Source organism: Psychrobacter sp. I-STPA6b, assembly GCF_020662265.1.
Lineage (GTDB): Bacteria > Pseudomonadota > Gammaproteobacteria > Pseudomonadales > Moraxellaceae > Psychrobacter.
This window is the reverse complement of sequence record NZ_VEWM01000075.1, coordinates 36,711-55,712: the sequence shown is the minus strand read 5'-3', so window position 1 is coordinate 55,712 and position 19,002 is coordinate 36,711. Positions and strand designations below refer to the sequence as shown.

Genomic DNA, 19,002 nt, shown 5'->3' with positions numbered 1-19,002 from the left:
AAAAATCGCTCAATACATCGCTTAATAATTTGAAATGACTCATTAAATAATGTTGGTTTTATTATGAAAAAAAATAACCATTTGCAAGCACTGCAACACGCAAAACAATACCATTCTGCTTTAAACCAGCAGAGCATACGCCATCACAAACGTCATTTAACATTGGCGATACTTGTTTGTAGTTATATGGGGTTAACAGGTTGTCAAGCTGTCAACTCAGCCATAAATAATCAAGCAGTTAGCACACAAAATTTGCAACGTGATAATAAGCAAGAGGGACAATTTGCAAAGCAAACCTTGCAATCTCAGCTTCATAGTATGACTCGCCAATCTTTTAGTTATCAAACAGACATCAAAATAAGTAATGGTAATCGTCGAGATGCCTTAGCAAATGCCACACCTGAGCAGTTAGCAAATGCAAAAAGAAGCTCTCAGCATTGTGACCATGTGCATGACAATGCGTATGCAGAAGTTTTAAAACAAGCAAAAAATGATGGTATCAGTGTTCAAGATGTCTTAGATGATGTCAAAAATGAAATGGTTACCCCTTATACACAGCAGTTAACAGAGATTAAAGAGTCTTACATTCAATGTTATACCACACTAAAACGTTACCAGAAAGATAGTGATCCATGGGCATATATTTATGATGAACTTCAGCAAAGGGAAATATTAGAAGCAGAAGAAAGTGAAGATGGTCATAAAGATAGTAACGAGGATAGCAGTGATATAGAGTCTAATGACCACGAAGCAAATGCTAATAACACTAATGTAGATAATGTAGTCAATGAAAATGATGACGCTGATTTAGAGACGGAATCAGAAGCATCTGAATCTGAAATAGAAGTGGAAAATACAGAAGAAGCAGAAGCTGAGCCTGAATTTTTAGCACATTATGATAATAAGCATACGGCGTTAGATGTCAAAAAGGCAAACTTGCTCAATGCCTATTTATTACAACCTTCTTCTGCTCAGATTGTTGGTACTTATCGTCCACTATTGGGGCAGTTTACCCTATTGCCAACAGTAAGCTATCAAGCACGTAATCTAAATATGTCAGTCAATCAGCCAATTTATATTAATCTACGTCAAGGTGATATATATTTATGGGCGGATAGTTTTGCTTTATTAGTTTCTGAATATCTCGATGATGAACTTGGTTTAGCATGGCAAAATAAATGGCTAAAAATATCACTCAAAGATGGTAGTCTACCTGATGATTTTGCAAAAAACTTTATCCAAGCCTATTTGGACGCTTTAGAGGCACAATTACAAAGTGAGCCTGATACTAACTTTACTTATATTGTACCTGCTAATGGCTCAGAACTGACCTCTTTGGATAGTTTAGATAATAGTGAGACAATATTTGCACAGACACCTGCCAGTTATGTGATTGAGCATCAGCAGAATGCAAAAGATATTGAACAAAGTAATCTGGTCTTTTATCGTCATCTTTATCATGAGCTATATGCAAAGTACCCTGAGCTATTTGATGAAAATCTTGATGCTAAAGCAGATATGGATGAGCTAAGTCATGTAGGTGTTGATGAAAGCACAGAAAACAAGCCTGAGAAAAAAACAGCCCTACTGTTAACTGCAAAAGATGTGGCGGAAGTTTATTTAGCAATGGTGAAAAAACAAGCAGAATTAACCGATGACGATACAGAAGAAAATGTCAGCAGTCACCGTGATGACAATAATGATTCAGAAAATTTAGATGCTGATGCTAAAGAGACACATATGGTGATGGCTGAAGATAAAAACTCTAAAGCCCCTATTTCTTCTGAAAAAGCTATTTCTGAAAATGCTCCAAAAGTTTTAAATCAATATGGTTTTAGTGCCGAAAATCGTCTGTTATGGTGGCGTTATCAAATACGCATAAACTCTAAGCACAGCTATTTAGAAGACACAGATAATGGTGAGGGTATGGTGGTTACAGCATTGACTCAATTCCAACCTATTTCTCAACGTCATAGCGCTTTTCCAAACTTGCCAGCCAATGCTCAAATGCCGAATAGTGCTAATAGTGTGAATATTATCGAATATGCTCAAACCCTCAAATCTCGCTATGAACGTGGAGAAGGGGAAACCTTGGGAAGAATATTATTTGGTCAAGAAAATACAGATGACTTAGAGACAGTTGTCAACAAAGATGGTACCACTTGCTCTGAAAAAGAAGCGCTTGCTGATTTGGTGTGCTCCATTGAAACAGATGGTGGCTATCAGTCCTATGTTCTAGAGCAGTGTAAGACAGAAAAACTTGCTGATGATGACGATTATCAACAGCAATGTTTATCAGACTGACAGAATAATCATCATGCTTTGCTTATTTTAAATACTTTTTAGCTCAATCATTTTAATCATAAAAGCTATACAAAAGTATGGCTTTTATTTGTATCATACGCTAGTGAAAAACATTGTATAAAATACTATGTAAAATCAAGAAGTTGTATTTATAGACTTCCAGTCTAAAGCAAGATAACTAAGAGAGAAGTTATGAACAGCGCTATTATTTTAATTCTCGGCGTCGTTGCGATGCTGTGTGGATATTTATTTTACTCAAAATTCATCGCCAAAAAGATTTTAGCGTTGGATAATACCCGCACCACACCAGCACATACGCTAAAAGATGGTATTGACTATGTACCAACTAATAAGTATGTCTTATGGGGACATCACTTTACCTCAGTTGCAGGGGCAGCACCGATTATTGGTCCTGCCATTGCAGTAATTTGGGGCTGGGTACCTGCGACCTTATGGGTAGTATTTGGTACTATCTTTATGGCAGGTGTGCATGATATGTCTGCGGTTTGGGCCAGTATGCGCAATAAAGGCCAGTCTATCGGCTCTATTGCAGGGTCTGTTATGGGTGGGCGTGTCCGCAGTCTGATGATGGTGGTAATTTTCTTATTGCTACTAATGGTAAATGCTGTGTTTGGTGTTGCCATTGCTAATATGATGATTAAAACGCCTTCTTCAGTATTACCAGTCTGGGGTGCGTTGGTCGTTGCCGCTATCATTGGTCAGTGTATTTATCGTTTTAAAATGAGCTTACCAGTGGTATCTATCATTGGTGTGATTGCACTATATACACTGATTTATTTAGGACCTATGTTCCCAATTGCATTGCCAGAAACAGTGATGGGACTGCCTGATAATGCAGTATGGATTATTATTTTATTTGTCTATGCAGCCATTGCTTCATTACTGCCTGTATGGATGCTATTGCAGCCACGTGACTATATTAACGGTCTACAGCTTTTTGTTGGGCTGATATTACTATATGCAGCTATTTTTATTAATCGACCTGATATCGTTGCACCTGCATTTAATACCAGCTTACCAGAAAGCACACCGCCTATTTTACCACTACTATTTGTGACCATCGCTTGTGGTGCGATTTCTGGATTCCACGGTCTAGTGGCTACGGGTACAACATCAAAACAAGTTGACCAAGAGGAAGATGCTCGTTTTGTTGGTTATTTTGGTGCATTGGGCGAAGGTCTATTGGCACTGGGTGCGATATTAGCGGCAACTGCTGGATTTGCTAGTCTTGCTGACTGGCAGGGTGTTTATCAAAAATTTGGAGATGGCTCAATCGGTGCATTTATTGATGGGGGTGCAACCATCTTAAATCATGGTATTGGTATTGATATGGTTCTATCACAAACCATGCTTACGGTAATGGCAGCATTGTTTGCGGGTACAACCATGGATACTGGCGTACGTTTACAACGTTATATTTTCCAAGAGTTTGGTGAGATTTATAACTTGCCAGCCCTACGTAAAGGGGTAGTTGCCACACTATTAGCAGTGGGTACGTGTTTGCTATTAGCATTTGGTGCAGGTGGTATTGATGGCTCAGGTGGTATGATTATTTGGCCACTATTTGGTACAACCAACCAGTTAATGGCAGCTTTAACCTTGATGATTGTCACCGTGATTTTACTGCGTAATGGTAAAACAGTATGGTACACATTAGCACCATTAAGCTTTTTATTGATTATGGCAATCTTTGCCTTATTGCTACAGTTAAAAACGTTTTATGGCGATGGCAACTGGCTCTTAATTTTCTTAGATATTATCATCTTGATTGCAACCATTATGGTAACGTTTGAGAGCTTCTCCGTGCTACGTCGTGAATGGCATCAGCATAAGAAAACTTGATGCACTCTTTAGGGTCTGTAGCTCTGAACCTGACGTGCTGAATGCTTAACAGACCCTAGTATCTTTATCAATTATCTTGATATTATCTTTATAAAAAAAGCGCTGATAGTAAACTATCAGCGCTTTTTTTATTTCATTCTCTATGATTTTTCTAGACTATATTAAGTATGTATAAATTAATTACAGTATGGCTCTTCATAGTAGACCATATTTATGGTGCAGTTGTATCAACTGCTGTCTGAGCATGATTGGTAGACGGTTGAGCTTCCATCACTTGTTTGGCAGCACGCTGTCCACTGCGTATAGCACCTTCCATATAACCAGGTAATAAGTTATCGCTATGCTCGCCAGCAAAATAAATACGTTTATGTGGTTGATGGAAAGCTGTCCAATAAGGAATCACTTGATTGACCGCTGGTGCAGAGAATCCACCTTCAATCCAAGGTTCAGTTGTCCAAGTTTGTATACTGGCATGAGTTAGTAGTCCTCGTGCTTCAGGGTACATGGCTTCGATTTCTTGCTGACGTTGAATAACTAAGTCTTTCTTTTCCACTTGGCTGGCTTCTTTCGCAAAGTCACCTGATGTATAAGTCACTAAAATACCACCTTCACCATCTTGCTGGTCTGTGGCTTCCCATGTCCAGCCAAGAGGCAGCTCTGATGCTGTATCACCACCAAGGTTTCTATCTAACCAAAAACGTTGTTTGTATTGCAACATGACTTTATTATGATGCCCATAAGCTAAATTGCTGGCGGCTTTTTGAATGGGAGGTAGCTCAGGAGTAAAGTGGATACGATGTAACACAGTAGCAGGAACACTAACAACGGCATAATCAGCACGATATGTTTGTCCATTTTGGGTGGTGGCTGTCACTTGATTATCATCTTGACGCAAAGAGATAACTGGACTTGCAATTTTGATTGTGCCATGAATATTCTTAGCGAAAGCATTAACCAGCTGACTATTGCCACCTTTTATACGATAAATCTCAATGTCATCATCATCAATATCTTCATATGCTTTTTGTTGCTGTGCTAAAAATAATAACGATAGATTTCTTGGCTCACCATACTCACTTCTAATGTGATGCAAAGCAATCGTTTCAATCGCTGGGTCTAGCTGTAAAGAATGTACCCAGTCATAGGCAGACTGTGCATCCAGCTCTTTCGCATTTGGTGCATTTTGTGGATTAGTCGGATCTGGAATTTGCTCACCAAGCTCTGCCATTGCATCCCAAAAGCGCTCTTCATCTTCGGCAGCATCTTCACCCAGTACATCCTCTAAGTCATCATAAGCAAATAGTTTGCCATCAATATAGTATGCGCCTTCAGCAATATCACCATCATAGCCAACTTCAACAACGTCTAGTCCAAACTTATCTAGATAGTGATGAATTTGAGAGTGAATACTTGGAGCATCCAAGAGCTCGCCACCTGTTTCTGCATACTGACCATTATCAAAAGTCTGAGTATGGACACGACCACCTAGACGGTTACGTGCTTCTAATAAAGTAACATGATACCCTTGTTCTCCTAATTCATAGGCAGTTGTTAATCCAGCCAGCCCACCACCAACGACAATAACAGATTGTTGTTCGGCTGCCCATGTAGACGTGGAGAGTGCAAAGCCTGTTAAACTTAGCAAACACGTTGCCATTGTTATTCCATACTTCATCATAAAACCCTTTGTTCCATGTTAAAATTTATCAAGATAACTTTCTGCAAGGTTACCGATTGTATCACCAAAATCAAACAACGTTAATAGATAATTATTATCAAATGATATAGATAATATATAACTTAATAAAAATAAAAAAAGTGCAGGTGGTATACATTATTGTCAGCAAGTATTGATACAATTTGCCAATCAATATTACATAGTAGAGGAACAACAGTGCATAGCAATGATTCTGAGAAAAAAACAGCACCAGAGCCATTATGGCAAAGATTTCTAGCAGGGCTTAATGAGTTTTATCATGCTCCGTACCGACAGACAATGGCACGAGCAGCACGCGATGAAGAAGATTTTTTTATGTTATTGCTATTTGCGGAAAGCTTGGGCATACAAAACCCTGCCAGCTTTTATACATTAGAATTACAACCGTTATTTTTAGAGAACTTCCATGAGTGGCATACACGTATGGGCATGGAGCGATGCCCACTACAACATGGGGGATGTTGCTAATGCAAACTGTGCAAACGTTACAATCTACTAAAAATGATTTAATCAATCAGCTACAACAGCAACCGATTATTTTTGTTGGTGGCAAAGGTGGAGTTGGTAAAACCACAACGGCGGCCTCCATTGCGGTAAGCTTGGCAAATCTGGGTAGAAAAACACTGATTATCTCCACTGACCCAGCACATAGTTTGGGAGATGCTCTAAAAATCAAGCTGACTGCACAAATTCATCATATCAGTGAGCATTTATCTGCTGTAGAGCTAGACCCTACAGACATCGTAGATAAGCACTTTCAGCAGGTAGAAAAAACCATTCGTGGCTATGCAAATCCAGAAATGCTCACTAAAATTGCTGAGTTTTTACGGTTATCTAAGTCTGCACCAGGAGCACAAGAAGCAGCCATGTTAGAGGCAATGTGTCACTATCTGGTACAAGCAGTAGAGGAATATGACCATGTGGTATTTGATACTGCCCCTACAGGGCATACTTTGCGACTATTGATGTTACCCGAGATGATGGGGGCATGGACAGATGGACTGTTAGCTCAACAACGTCGCCAAGCCAAACTCAAATCAGCCGCTCGTCATCTTGGTGATACAAATTCTCATACACACAGCCATAAAGATGGACAGCTAAATAACCCTTTTGCAAAAGCACCAAGTGACCGTTGGTCACAAGCGGTTGAAGTACTAGAGAAACGCAAACAGTTGTTTCGCCAAGCGGGACAAAAGTTACATGACCCAAAACAGACGGGCATTGTTTTAGTGATGATACCAGAGATGTTATCGTTACAGGAAACACAAAGAGCCTGCCAACAGCTTAAAGAAGCTGATATGCCATGCTCAGCAATTGTTGTGAACCAAGTGATTCAGCAACAGCAAAGCGATGACTTCTGGCAACAGCGTGCCAATCGACAAGCACAAATCTTAGCGCAAATAGAGCAAAGTTTTGCTGACTATCCTCGTTATTATGTACCGCTAAAGGCAGAAGATATTAGAGGGGTGGAGGAGTTAGCAGGTTTTTTAAATAGCTAGGTTAATCAGATAATGGTTATTGCCTCTGGCTATGATATAAATACTTTTGCAACCATGCCAAAAACTCATCACTGGTGGTTGCCACATTAAGACGCAAATGGGTTGAGTTTTGATTGTTAAGACAAAACAACTGTCCGGGTGCAACCAGCCAGCCATCATTATGGGCTTGCAATGCCAGTGGGGCAGTGTCTTGATGGGTATCTACCCAAATAAACATACCAGCATGGGTATGTTTTGGATATTCTAGTCCTATGGTCGGCAGTTTCTCCCGAAAATGCTGATGTGCCTGATACAGTCGCTCTTGCACCTTTTTTATCACTCGCCGATATTCTCCATGTGTCCATAAACGATGAACCACTCGCTCACCAAATTCTGGTGTGGTCATGGTGGTCAGGGTTTTGATACGTAGCACATCTTCGATAAATTTATCTGGGCTGACCAATAAGCCCACCCGCCAACCTGATGCCATAGATTTTGAAAACCCAGTGGCATAAAACACCCGCTCAAACTGGTCAACACTGGCATAACGCAGCACTTGGGGATTTGGCTCAAACGCTGCGTACAAATCATCTTCAAAAATATAGGCGTCATATTGATGAATCAGGTTCATCACTTGATGAGCTCGGGCAGGGTGCAAATGATAAGAGGTCGGATTGTGTAGCACACTGTTGGTCAAATACAGCTTGGGTCGGTGTGTCTCAAATAAATACTGCATTTGCTCAATATTAGGACCTTGATGGTCACGCTCAACCGCCACCACATTCAATCCTTGTTGTTGTAGGCAAGTAGATAACCAAAACCAACTTGGCGTATCCACCATTACCACATCACCTGCTTGTAGCAACATTTGGCTAACCATGGTCACTGCTTGTGATACACCTGCGGTGGTGACAATATTATTCGCCGTTGTGTTCATACCAAGTATGGCTAACTGCTGGGCAAGCTGTTGGCGTAGCGGTAAATAGCCTTGAATATTGCCATAATCATAAATAAAACCATCTGTTTGTTGTGTCACCTGCCTGATTGCCCATTGCATCTTTTCATTGTATATCCATTCATTGGGCAGTACACCTGCACCGGGGGCACGATGGCGTGGAATATCGCTAAACATCTGCTTTACCAGCCAGCGTGTATCCAATATTGGCTTTTTAACCTGCTCGTTTATCTGTGTATTGATATGACTATTTGCAGGCGTGGGTATATTCACATAATAGCCTGAGCCTGCTTTGGCGCTCAGTACACCCATCGCAACTAATTGTTCATAGGCTTGCGATACCGTAAAGCTAGATACACCCAATAAAGATGCCAGTTTGCGTACCGAGGGCACACGTTCATTGGGCTGGTAAATCTGCCAATCAATGCGCTGCTGTATCCATTCAACGATGGCGGCAGTTTTGCTAAGTTTGGGGTTTAGTTGGTAGTTATCATCATTATTCGTCATAGTTTTAATCGTATGGGCTAAAAGTAGTTTGTGTAAGGAATACATCTAAGCAGAATTGTTACGGTTAAAACACCGATACACTTTGTTAATCATAAGGAAAACTGTATCGGGATTGTTATGGCTATAATGATTATAGTGGATAGCAAAGAGAAAGGAAATTAATCATCTTTCAGGTGAAAAGCTGTAGAAAGAACTTTCTTGCTATTCAAAAAATAGTTGGTTAACAAGGGTTAAGGAGTTGTAAATTTGAGCTCATTTTCAGAACTTATATTATGGTTTGGTGTTATTTTCCCATTGGTATTCAGTGCAGGACCTGGCAATGTATTATGTGCTGTATGTGGAGCTACCAACGGATTTAAGAAATCTATACCTTTTATTCTAGGATTAAATCTAGTCTATACTGCTTATTCCTTACTAGCAGGTTTTGGTTTATCTGCTCTACTTGAGAAATACCCAAAAGTATTTTTTGCAATACAAATACTGGGAGTGATATATATTTTTTGGTTAGGTTTGAAATTTTTATTACGTAAAAGTGTAGAAAAAAAAGATTCAAAGGTAAATTTAACTTTTAAAGATGGAGTAATATCTCAAGCTTTGAATATAAAAGGTATTACTATCGTGCTAACCATGTATTCACAGTTTTTAAACAAAGAGCATTCTCTTGTATATGAAGTGCTATCCCTAAGCATAGCATTACTTTTGTTAAATTTATTCACACACATGACATGGTCTTATGGAGGTTCTTGGATGGCTAAAAACTTTGCTTCTAACCAAGCCGTAGAAATCCAAAGTAAAATTTTTGGAAGTATGCTTATAGGAATTTCATTCTGGTTATTGTACAAATCTCTTTAGCGTTTATCGCCACGTCATTTGGTTATTTAGGCTGTCTCGGGTTGTACCATATTCGCTATTTGAGCTGACAGAGTCGCTATTGGTTTTGGTTGGTCTATTATTATTTACGGTAAATTTTACTCATAATATCTTCTTAACCACAAAATTTGCCACTTTACGACTAGCTTTACTAAATTCTACCCCAATTAAATAAATGGCTAAGCAGTTTATGGCAATAATCAGCGAGTCAACTTCCTTGACAATGACCACGCAGCATCGACACGAAGATTTTTTGCCTGTTCGCTATTACCTTTATCCAGACTTGACCAATGTGGTTTGCTGCGCGCTTTTTTTAGCTCACTGGGTAGTTTGTTTGCGTCCCAAGGCAATGTGGCAGTAGCAATGGTTTGCTGAGAGTTATCCACACCCTGTTGGGCAGATAGTGACGTATCTGACATATCTAACGACTGGCTAATTGGGCTATCATTGGCAGTGGCATGCCCTCGATGACGCAGTGCCTGTAGCAAATCCATTGAGCGGGTAGCTAATAAAGTTAAGGTGGCAGGGTCAATATATAAACGTTTTACCCCTGAGATTTTATCTGCAATGCTGCTGGTGTTTGATAACAGTCCACCTGCAATACCACCAAGAGCTGCCCCCAATCCCAGTGTTGTACCCAGTGCGGCGGCATCAATCCCTAACCCCAATAATGCCCCAGCCGCCGCCCCTGATGTGGTGCGGATACCATAGCTTTTGAGTAGTTCGGGGTCAAAGGGGTCTTGTTGATACTCATTAAGCTGTAGAGGTGCGGTGGCGACATGGCTGTCATAAAATTTATATAAATTTAATAGTTCATGCTGCATAGCTCGCTCACTTTGACGCACGACTTCTTGCATTTGTGCTAACACTGGCATGGGGTCAGCGTCATCGTCAATTTCACGTACAAAGGCAGCGACATTAAGCAAAAAGTCAGCAATGATAATGGTTGCTTCATCATATAGCTGTTGCCAATCTGCTTGGCGGCGTTCAATTAATTGATTCAGCACTTCTGAATGAGTCAACATGGTGGCAAGGTTTTGCCAAAGTTTAATTTCATCATCAAACTCAAATGCCACCGAATCAAATCGGGTAGAAATGTGCAGATTACGCCTTGCCAACATGGTTTGCCATGCCTCAATATTGGCATCTTGGCTATCAGTAAAGTTAAATACTGGCATCACAGGAATGGCCGCCCATGATAAGATTGCCAGCTCATCTTTATATTTTCCTAATACAGGCTCACGCGCGTCCACCACATAAATTGCCATATCACTTGCCAGCAACTGACGGATAACCTTTGCCTCTTGGCTATAATCTTCTTCCGCTAAGCCACCACCGTCAGCAAGCTCACTTGCCAAAAACTGCTGCAAACGTTCAATGCCATCACGGCGAGAGGCGGTGTTATCCTCCAGCCAATCCATCAACCCTGACGCATCTTCCAGCCCTGGTGTGTCATACAATGCCACCAAAGGCTCACCCGTTTGGCTATCACTGATAACGGCTCGCTCCACATGGCGAGTGGTCGCCGCCTCATTTTTGACTTCACCAAAATAGACATCACGCAATAGGGTACGTAGTAGGGAGGTTTTACCTGTATTGGTATGCCCAACTACCGCAAGCTTTAGTGGTTCACCCTGAGCAAGGGTAGTTTTGTTTGGTTGGGACTGTGGTTGTTGTACTTGCTGAGAGTTAGATTGTGGCTCTAGGGTAGGGGATTGCATGGTGTTGGCTGTTGCTGTTTTTTCTAAATTAGCTAAAGGTTGAGCATCATTAGTATTTGTAGGTGTGTTTTTATCAAAGGCTTTATCAGCAAATAATCCTTGTTGTGCTGTCTGATTATCCGATGAATGATTTGATGGTGGTTGCGTCATATTGATAAGCCTTACGTTTTTATAAAGGACATAGAGTGGATTAAATATAATCCATTTTAAGCAGAAAGTTAAGGTGAAGAATTGATATTAGACCCTATTATGGCGGACTTACCAAAACCTTAATTTTATTTTTTAATCCTTGCGTACGAAAGACCCGTTGCCACATACGCACAAATACCGCAAAGATTAAACCAATAATACTATCAGTACTTTTTTCGCCCACTGCTCCATACACCACAGGGTCATTGACCATATCTTCTTCTACATAAGTACCAAAGATACGGTCAAAAATAATCAGCACACCTCCATAATTTTTATCAATATAAGCCTCATTGGTGCCATGATGGACACGATGATTGCTTGGGGTATCAAAAATATACTCCACCCAACGAGGTAGTTTGCCTACAGTTTCGGTATGAATAAAAAACTGATAAATCAAATCTAACGCATAAAAGAAAAACACCCAAACAGGATTAACCCCAAGTAGCATAAGCGGGGTAAAGAACAGCCACCAACCAGTGACCGAATATAATAAACTTTGACGCATGGCAGTGGATAAATTCATCTTATCATCAGAATGATGCACCACATGAGCCGACCAAAACCACGTAATGCGATGTGAGGCTCGGTGAAACCAGTAATAACAAAATTCCACCGCCACAAAAATCGGAATCACCGTCCACCATGTCACCTCAATGGTAAATAGGCGAAATTGATACAGCCACAGACAAATTGGTAATACCACCAACGCTTGAATAATCATCTCAAAGGTCAGATAAGACCCGCCTAAGCTAAAATTGGTCAATGCCCGTCGCCAACCAAACGACTCTGCCTTGCCAGCCTGCTTTTGATATGCCCATTCTGCCAAAAATAGCAAAAAAAATGGCACGCCCATCAATGGCAAAATCCATTCTTGCCAATGTTGGGGTAAGATATGGGCGATAATTGGTTGCAGTGATTCAGGCGTGGCGGTTAATAATAAGTGATTGATACCTTCTTTATAAACATCCAAATAATCATCAAGTCGTGTTGCCAAACTGTCCATGTTTTATTACCTTAAATCACCAGCTTAAACCGACACCAAGCCAATCTGCCTTTCTGCCAATGCCTTTTGCCATTGGTTATAACGCAGTTGCTGTTGATTTTGTTGCTCACGTTGCTCATCGGTTAGCTGTTCTGGATTATCTTGGTTTAATTTTAATAAGTTTTCATCAGCTAATAACTGCACCACCAGACCTTGCTTGGCATGACTGGCAATCTTATCAAGCTTGCGTAACACGCCTCTGTCAGGTAAGGCACGCGTGTGAATGCCTAACAATACCTGCACATCATGATTATCCAAATAATCTAGCAATCGTTGTATGTCCTCACGCCCATCAACAATGCCAAAATCTTCAATGTTATGCCCTGCACTAAACTGATACCAATTGTCATCATGGTATGGATATTCTAATAATGCCACCAGTTTTTTGCCTTGACTGACCTTTGCTTTGGGGGCAACAGGTTTGACCTGCTCATTAAAATCATCAGCATCGACCACATCACGTTGCCAAAAATCAATGATTTTTTGATAATAGGGCAGTTTTAAATCCAAACGCATTTTATTATGGGCAAATAACCACGCACACACCGCCCACGCCATCGCACGAGGCACAATGCCATACATCAGTAAACTACCCACAAGCAGGCTTGCCCATTGTCTGGCAATATTTAAAGGCATTGGTTCAGATACTAGACGGCTTTGTGCCACCGCACTGGCATCAGGCACAGAAAAGCCAACCTTACTGGGTAGCCAACCAAGCCACTGCGTCAAGGTTACCAATGTTTCATTGGACAATAAGGTTGATTCCCAACTAAAGGTATATTGACGCACAATCAGTAAAAAGATAATCGCAAACAGCATACCCGTTAACGTCGCCAGCCAAAGCTGATGGCTAAACCGCCCCACATACCAGCGCATACCCGTATGTTGCAACTGGCGTTCATATAAACGTACCGATGCTTGGGTGACATCATCTTTACCGCGAATAAGTTGGCTTGGGCTGATAAAACTGGTGATGATACTTGGTGACTGCTTACCTTGATTGACCAAGGTTAATACCAACCAAGCCAGCAACATCAAGGTATGAAAACCAAGCAAGCATACCAACACATAAAAAAAGTTCACCACATTGGCTTGCAATAGGGTAAATAAGCCCAAAAATCCTGAAACACACCAAATCACACTCATGATAATAATAATGCCCTTAATACGAGCATCAATCTTGCCAAGAGTACCTGCTAGTGAGCCATTGGCATCAATTCTAGAAGCACGCCAATGCAACTTTTGTATCGGGGTACCTTGCTCATCTTTGAGCTTTTCAGTGATGAGTAATGGGTCGGCACTAAAGACGTGATTTTGGCTTTCAAGCTCACGCACCAGCTCGGTTAATTGGTCTTGTTTGGATAGCATAATGGCTCTATAAAATCATCAAAGATAAATAAAGGGGTAAATAATAGCAATTAGGCAGATTATAGTATATGGATTATATCGAAGGTGGTGAACCATTTGGTATAAATTAATTATTATCAGCTAGTCAGCTAGATTGTGTCATCATAAATGCGTAAAAACTGTGATTGTGATTGCATGACCTCATCAAGCATGTCACTTTAAGTAATGCACAAAATAATGCTACCGCATGAACCTGACAGTTGATGGATTTTTTGGGATTAAATTCAATATCAGTAAACGCATCATAGCTTAAAAGGGGTTGATGATATTCTGGGTGAGCATTTAAAGCAGTGATATATAACCAATCATAAAATGCGGTTAATCAATACATTTTTGTTTTTGTGACACCGCAAAACCTGCAAACCACTCAAAGTCCACATCTTGAGTATCTACTAGATTTTTTAATGAATGATTTTGATTGGTTTGGGTGAGATTTGGTATAAATGCAGGACGGGTTGCCATAATATTTCCTAATAAAATTTAACCTATAAAAAATAAAAAACCATAACCAACGCTTGCCGATTATGATTGTGGCAAATAAATGGAGTAAACAAATATTTAATTAGCTAACTGATTAATTTTCCAAGCTTGTTGTCTTGTCCATGGTATTGGCAGTTGTATTATTGTTAATAGTGAGTAAGGATTCTTCATGTAACCATTTATCCTCTATCTGTTGCATTTGTCCACTAGCAATCAGTTGATCAATACCATGATTTAGCTTGTTAAGCAATTGTGTGTTACCCTTTTTAGTCATAATCACCTGCTGAGAGCTAGGCATACTTTGATCTTCATAAGCCACAATATTAAATGAATATTCAGGATACATTTTTTCTAAATGCTCAAGTACCTGTTTATCTTCAAAAATGGCATCAGATTTACCATTGACCATCTCCTGAAAAGCTAAAAAAATGGTGGCAGGCTCAGATATTTTATTATACCCACCAACTTCTTTCATTTGTTGTACTTGTTTACTATTTTCAATGCCACCAACATTTAAACCTTTTAAATCCTGTAAGCCATTAATTTTTAAACTTTGATCTTTATACATAATGGCAGCAGGGACAAACATATAAGATTTTGATAAGCCATATTTGTTTGCACGCTCATCACTATAAGAAATACCCGCTATTGCCAAATCATTGTCACCAGATTCGACAGAGTCAAATAAGTTTTGCCATGGCATACTGTTAAAATGCACCTCAAATCCCTCTATCTCACCGATAGCACGAATAGTATCCACATCAATCCCTGTCAAATTGCCTTGTGCATCTAAAAAGGCAAAAGGTGCCATACTACCGTAAGTGGCAACATTAATAACAGGAAGATGAGAATTATCCTTATAGTCTTCGGTTTGAACTTCTGTGCTTTCTGTTTTATCACATGCAACCAGTATCAGTGCAGGACAAACTAACACTAAGGGTAAAAAAATATTTGCTAACTTCATCATATAAATCCTATATTAAAACTGCCATATATCTACTACATATAAAATATGAAAAAATATATGGATTACTATTTTCGTTATTTTTATTACCCTTAAATGCCAAAAGGATATTAAAAATATAATCCACAAAATAAATAAGGTTATATAAATACTTATTTATTTTGTGAGGTATTATAGTGACGAAGGTATGCAAATACAATAATAATTATCATTATTATAAAATACATCAAAATATTTTTGCTTAATAAAAAATAAATCAACCCGTAAAAATCTTTTAAATACAACATGTTGCAAAATAAAAACACTTTTTTTATTTGTGACGAGATGCTAACTATATAATATACAGAATGTTATTCATATTGTTGATAAATCATATTGGTATATCAAAGTAGTAACAAAATAAAAAACCATAATTAACTGTTGTTAATTATGGTTCTAAAGCCTTAAAAAAAGTGTGTGTTTTGGTGATTAATTCACCACAAACAAATCCATAAACTCATTAACAGGGGTTTGTTCAAGTTTGGCTTGGTCGGTACATAGCTCAAAAATTTGCTCACAACGAGAGGCAATAAAGCGAGTTGCCAAATTGGCTTTAAACTTCGCTTCTAATACGGGGATACCTTCTTTACGACGACGCTTATGCCCGATGGGGTATTCCACTGCTACTTTATCAGTGCTACTACCATCAGTGAAAAATACCTGAATGGCATTGGCGATTGAGCGTTTATCAGGGTCATGATACTCTTTAGAGTAGCGTTCATCTTCTTCCACTACCATTTTACTGCGTAGTTCATCAATTTCTGGGTGCTGGGCATGATAGCTGTCTTCGTAGTTTTCAGCGACCAAATCCCCTGTTAGTAGTGGCACAGCGACCATGTATTGGATACAGTGGTCACGGTCGGCAGGGTTGGCAAGCTCACCTTCTTTGGAGATGATACGAATGGCAGACTCATGAGTGGTTAAGACGATTTTTTCAATTTCATCAATGCGGTCTTTGACTTGTGGGTGTAGAGTTACCGCTGCCTCACACGCCGTTTGTGAATGGAACTCCGCAGGGAAACTGATTTTAAACAGTACATTTTCCATCACATAACTGCCAAAGTCACGTTGGAATTTAAATTTACGTTCTTCTTCAGCTTTGGTGGCCAAGTCTTTGTTGGTATGGCTAAATAGCACATCATAAAATCCCCATTGTGGTGCAGATAACACACCGGGAATACCCATCTCGCCACGTTTGGCAATATCGACTAAACGTACCGCTCGACTGGTGGCATCACCTGCCGCCCACGATTTACGGCTACCCGCATTGGGAGCATGACGGTAAGTACGCAATGCTTGCCCATCAACAATGGCTTGTGAAATGGCTGCCATCACACGCTCACGAGGTAGGTTTTGTAATTTAGCAACCACCGCCGTTGAGGCAAGTTTCACCAAAAATACATGGTCTAAGCCGACACGGTTGAATGAGTTTTCTAGTGCCAATACACCTTGAATTTCGTGTGCCATAATCATTGCCTCAAGCACTGCTTTCATGGTGAGTGGCTCACGTCCTTGACTGATATTAACTTGGCTAATGTAATCCGCCGTTGCCAAAATACCGCCCAAGTTGTCCGATGGGTGTCCCCATTCAGCAGCCAGCCATGTGTCGTTATAATCCAGCCAGCGTATCATACAGCCAATATCAAAGGCGGCTTTGATGGGGTCAAGACGGTGCGAAGTCCCCGGAACTCTTGCCCCATTTGGGGTAATTTGCCCCTCACAATCTGCTCCTAAATGCTTGGTGCATTCTGGAAAACGTAGGGCAAGTAAACCACAGCCTAAAGTATCCATTAGGCAGTTGCGGGCGGTGTTCCATGCCTCGCTATTTTCTATTTTATAATTTAAGACATAATCGGCAATTTTTTGGATTTCTGGGTCATAATCTGGACGAACGTTGCTTTCAACATTGCTATGTGACATATATTGCTTTCCTTGCGATAAAGTGAATGTGGAGTTTATTAAGAGTTAACCAATAATCATTAACAATCAAGATTTATTATTAAGTGATAATGGTTATTGATAAATATAACATACGCAGGAAGGCACGACAATAATTATGAGCAGGGATAAGAACTTAGATATATTGATGATATATTAAAAATAACAGACCTTAATCCAACAACATATCAATATGTTCAATACCGTCCTCATCGTAAGGCTTGCCTTGCACTACAAATCCTAGCGATTGATAAAAATCAGTTAAATAAGTTTGAGCAGAGATATAAATTGGCTGATTAGGGTAGAGTCTTTGACATACATCAATGGCATATTGCATTAGCTTTCTTGCCAGTCCTTGCCCTCGATGTTCTGCCGTCACTAAAACTCGACCAATGGCAGGAATAACAGGGTTGGGGCTGGTAGATAAAGTAGATAAAGCAGGTGGGATAATACGACAATAAGCCACTAAATTATGGTTATTGGTATCAGAGGTATCAGCACTACTCACCATAGAGATATGCAAACATTGTGGGTCTATACCGTCAATGTCTTGATAAATACACTGCTGTTCAATAATAAAAACCTGACAACGTGCTTGTAGAATTTGTAGTAGTTGATGATTGGTTAATTCAGTAAAGGTTTGTAAGGTGACGTGGTAAGGGGAATTTTTCATGATAGCTCTTTATGTTCAATTTTATTTGCTTAATCAGCTTTTTGATTAAAAAATAACTGCCAAAAATAAACCAAAACCACTGCTAATAATACCCCTGTACTATTTGCCAATAAATCAAGCCATTCCCCATAACGATTGACATACGGCTGGATTAACTCAATCGCACCACTAATGGCAATAACTGCTAATAATAACCCTTGCCAATATTTGGGTTTTGCCACTGCAATGGGAAAGCTAATTGCCATATAAGCAATCAGATGATGGGTTTTATCTGTACCAGGGGCAGGAGGCAAACTGGGGACAGGTAATAAGGACAATACCACTGTTATCATTAAAAATAACAGTGATAATTGCCACCAATAGCGGATTAGTAAACGATATAAAAAAATGTTAATCGAGTTCAGCACGAGAGAATAAATCCAAAATGACTTCATTATTGTCTAGAGTTCGTTTAAACGCCAAAGCAAACTCTTTTAGCACTGCTTTATTTTCTATATCTGTATAAACACAAAACATACCTGCTTCGGGGTCAAAATTGATAACCTCTTGCCATTCTGGGTGTTTCTCTTCAATAAAAACAGTTGCTAAACTTCCCCAGTCGTAGCCATTACCCATAAACCCTTCTTCAGCTCGGCTATTAAAAATATCCATTTTATAATCACCGACATCAGACATACAGAGTGACACGCTACTATCATGCTCTACCCAAAAAAATGGGGCGATTTGTTGTTCAAATTCTTGTTGCTGTTGATTGTCCATAGTTTTTCCTTATTGCATCAAGTGATGAGGTAGTATTTTAATGATTTGTTAAATAATTGTCTTTTAGTATTTGCTTTTTTAATGTTTAATGAC

At 39.7% G+C, this 19,002-nt stretch carries 17 protein-coding genes; 5 read left to right on the top strand and 12 right to left on the bottom strand.

Going from position 1 to position 19,002, the window contains the following annotated elements; all coding sequences use genetic code 11:
- The first annotated feature begins 63 nt into the window (after positions 1–63).
- Together FHK88_RS08780 and FHK88_RS08775 are read left to right on the top strand one after the other, a co-directional pair.
- Positions 64–2,304: a hypothetical protein gene (locus FHK88_RS08780; protein ID WP_227430367.1), complete on the top strand. Its 2,241-nt coding sequence runs from the start codon at positions 64–66 to the stop codon at positions 2,302–2,304.
- Between the two features lie 192 nt (positions 2,305–2,496).
- Positions 2,497–4,167: a carbon starvation protein A gene (locus FHK88_RS08775; RefSeq protein ID WP_227430366.1), complete on the top strand. Its 1,671-nt coding sequence runs from the start codon at positions 2,497–2,499 to the stop codon at positions 4,165–4,167.
- Positions 4,168–4,378: 211 nt separating this feature from the next.
- Here FHK88_RS08775 and FHK88_RS08770 read toward each other — a convergent pair whose 3' ends face one another.
- A complete protein-coding gene (locus tag FHK88_RS08770; protein ID WP_227430365.1) occupies positions 4,379–5,845 on the bottom strand; it encodes a flavin monoamine oxidase family protein in 1,467 nt (488 codons plus the stop codon).
- Between the two features lie 216 nt (positions 5,846–6,061).
- Between FHK88_RS08770 and FHK88_RS08765 the strand changes: the two genes are divergently transcribed.
- Entirely contained in the window at positions 6,062–6,352 is a 291-nt protein-coding gene (locus FHK88_RS08765) for a cory-CC-star protein (RefSeq protein WP_227430547.1), read from the top strand.
- Complete coding sequence (locus FHK88_RS08760; protein ID WP_319800164.1) at positions 6,322–7,383, top strand: ArsA family ATPase; 1,062 nt, start codon at positions 6,322–6,324, stop codon at positions 7,381–7,383. Before FHK88_RS08765 ends, FHK88_RS08760 begins: the two co-directional genes overlap by 31 nt.
- 16 nt (positions 7,384–7,399) lie before the next feature.
- Here the strand turns inward: FHK88_RS08760 and FHK88_RS08755 are convergent, their stop codons facing one another.
- Positions 7,400–8,824 carry a PLP-dependent aminotransferase family protein gene (locus tag FHK88_RS08755; RefSeq protein WP_227430364.1) on the bottom strand — a complete coding sequence of 475 codons (1,425 nt, stop codon included), beginning with the start codon at positions 8,822–8,824 and terminating at the stop codon, positions 7,400–7,402.
- 246 nt (positions 8,825–9,070) lie between these two features.
- Between FHK88_RS08755 and FHK88_RS08750 the strand changes: the two genes are divergently transcribed.
- Positions 9,071–9,676 carry a LysE family translocator gene (locus FHK88_RS08750; protein ID WP_227430363.1) on the top strand — a complete coding sequence of 202 codons (606 nt, stop codon included), beginning with the start codon at positions 9,071–9,073 and terminating at the stop codon, positions 9,674–9,676.
- Between the two features lie 218 nt (positions 9,677–9,894).
- Here FHK88_RS08750 and FHK88_RS08745 read toward each other — a convergent pair whose 3' ends face one another.
- The 10 genes from FHK88_RS08745 to FHK88_RS08705 form a co-directional block, all read right to left on the bottom strand.
- On the bottom strand, positions 9,895–11,565 hold the full coding sequence (locus tag FHK88_RS08745) for a DUF3482 domain-containing protein (protein WP_227430362.1): 1,671 nt from the start codon (positions 11,563–11,565) through the stop codon (positions 9,895–9,897).
- A 97-nt stretch (positions 11,566–11,662) separates the two neighbouring features.
- Positions 11,663–12,610 carry a sterol desaturase family protein gene (locus FHK88_RS08740; RefSeq protein WP_227430361.1) on the bottom strand — a complete coding sequence of 316 codons (948 nt, stop codon included), beginning with the start codon at positions 12,608–12,610 and terminating at the stop codon, positions 11,663–11,665.
- Positions 12,611–12,634: 24 nt separating this feature from the next.
- Positions 12,635–14,017, bottom strand: a complete 1,383-nt coding sequence (locus FHK88_RS08735; RefSeq protein ID WP_227430360.1) for a DUF2868 domain-containing protein — start codon at positions 14,015–14,017, stop codon at positions 12,635–12,637.
- Positions 14,018–14,141: 124 nt separating this feature from the next.
- Positions 14,142–14,351, bottom strand: coding sequence for a DUF6977 family protein (locus tag FHK88_RS14525; RefSeq protein WP_413680488.1), 210 nt, complete (start codon positions 14,349–14,351; stop codon positions 14,142–14,144).
- 23 nt (positions 14,352–14,374) lie between these two features.
- Positions 14,375–14,518, bottom strand: a complete 144-nt coding sequence (locus FHK88_RS08730; protein WP_227430359.1) for a DUF6977 family protein — start codon at positions 14,516–14,518, stop codon at positions 14,375–14,377.
- A gap of 112 nt (positions 14,519–14,630) precedes the next feature.
- Positions 14,631–15,503 (bottom strand): substrate-binding periplasmic protein, encoded by an 873-nt coding sequence (locus tag FHK88_RS08725; RefSeq protein WP_227430358.1) that lies wholly within the window; start codon positions 15,501–15,503, stop codon positions 14,631–14,633.
- Between the two features lie 465 nt (positions 15,504–15,968).
- The gene (locus FHK88_RS08720) at positions 15,969–17,459 is read right to left on the bottom strand and encodes a bifunctional 2-methylcitrate dehydratase/aconitate hydratase (protein WP_227430357.1); all 1,491 of its coding nucleotides are present in this window, start codon (positions 17,457–17,459) and stop codon (positions 15,969–15,971) included.
- A 190-nt stretch (positions 17,460–17,649) separates the two neighbouring features.
- Positions 17,650–18,150 carry a GNAT family N-acetyltransferase gene (locus tag FHK88_RS08715; protein WP_227430356.1) on the bottom strand — a complete coding sequence of 167 codons (501 nt, stop codon included), beginning with the start codon at positions 18,148–18,150 and terminating at the stop codon, positions 17,650–17,652.
- 29 nt (positions 18,151–18,179) lie between these two features.
- A complete protein-coding gene (locus FHK88_RS08710) occupies positions 18,180–18,557 on the bottom strand; it encodes a VanZ family protein (RefSeq protein ID WP_264480649.1) in 378 nt (125 codons plus the stop codon).
- Positions 18,541–18,909, bottom strand: coding sequence for an Imm51 family immunity protein (locus FHK88_RS08705; RefSeq protein WP_227430355.1), 369 nt, complete (start codon positions 18,907–18,909; stop codon positions 18,541–18,543). The genes FHK88_RS08710 and FHK88_RS08705 overlap by 17 nt, the downstream gene beginning before the upstream one ends.
- Between the last annotated feature and the right edge of the window lie 93 nt (positions 18,910–19,002).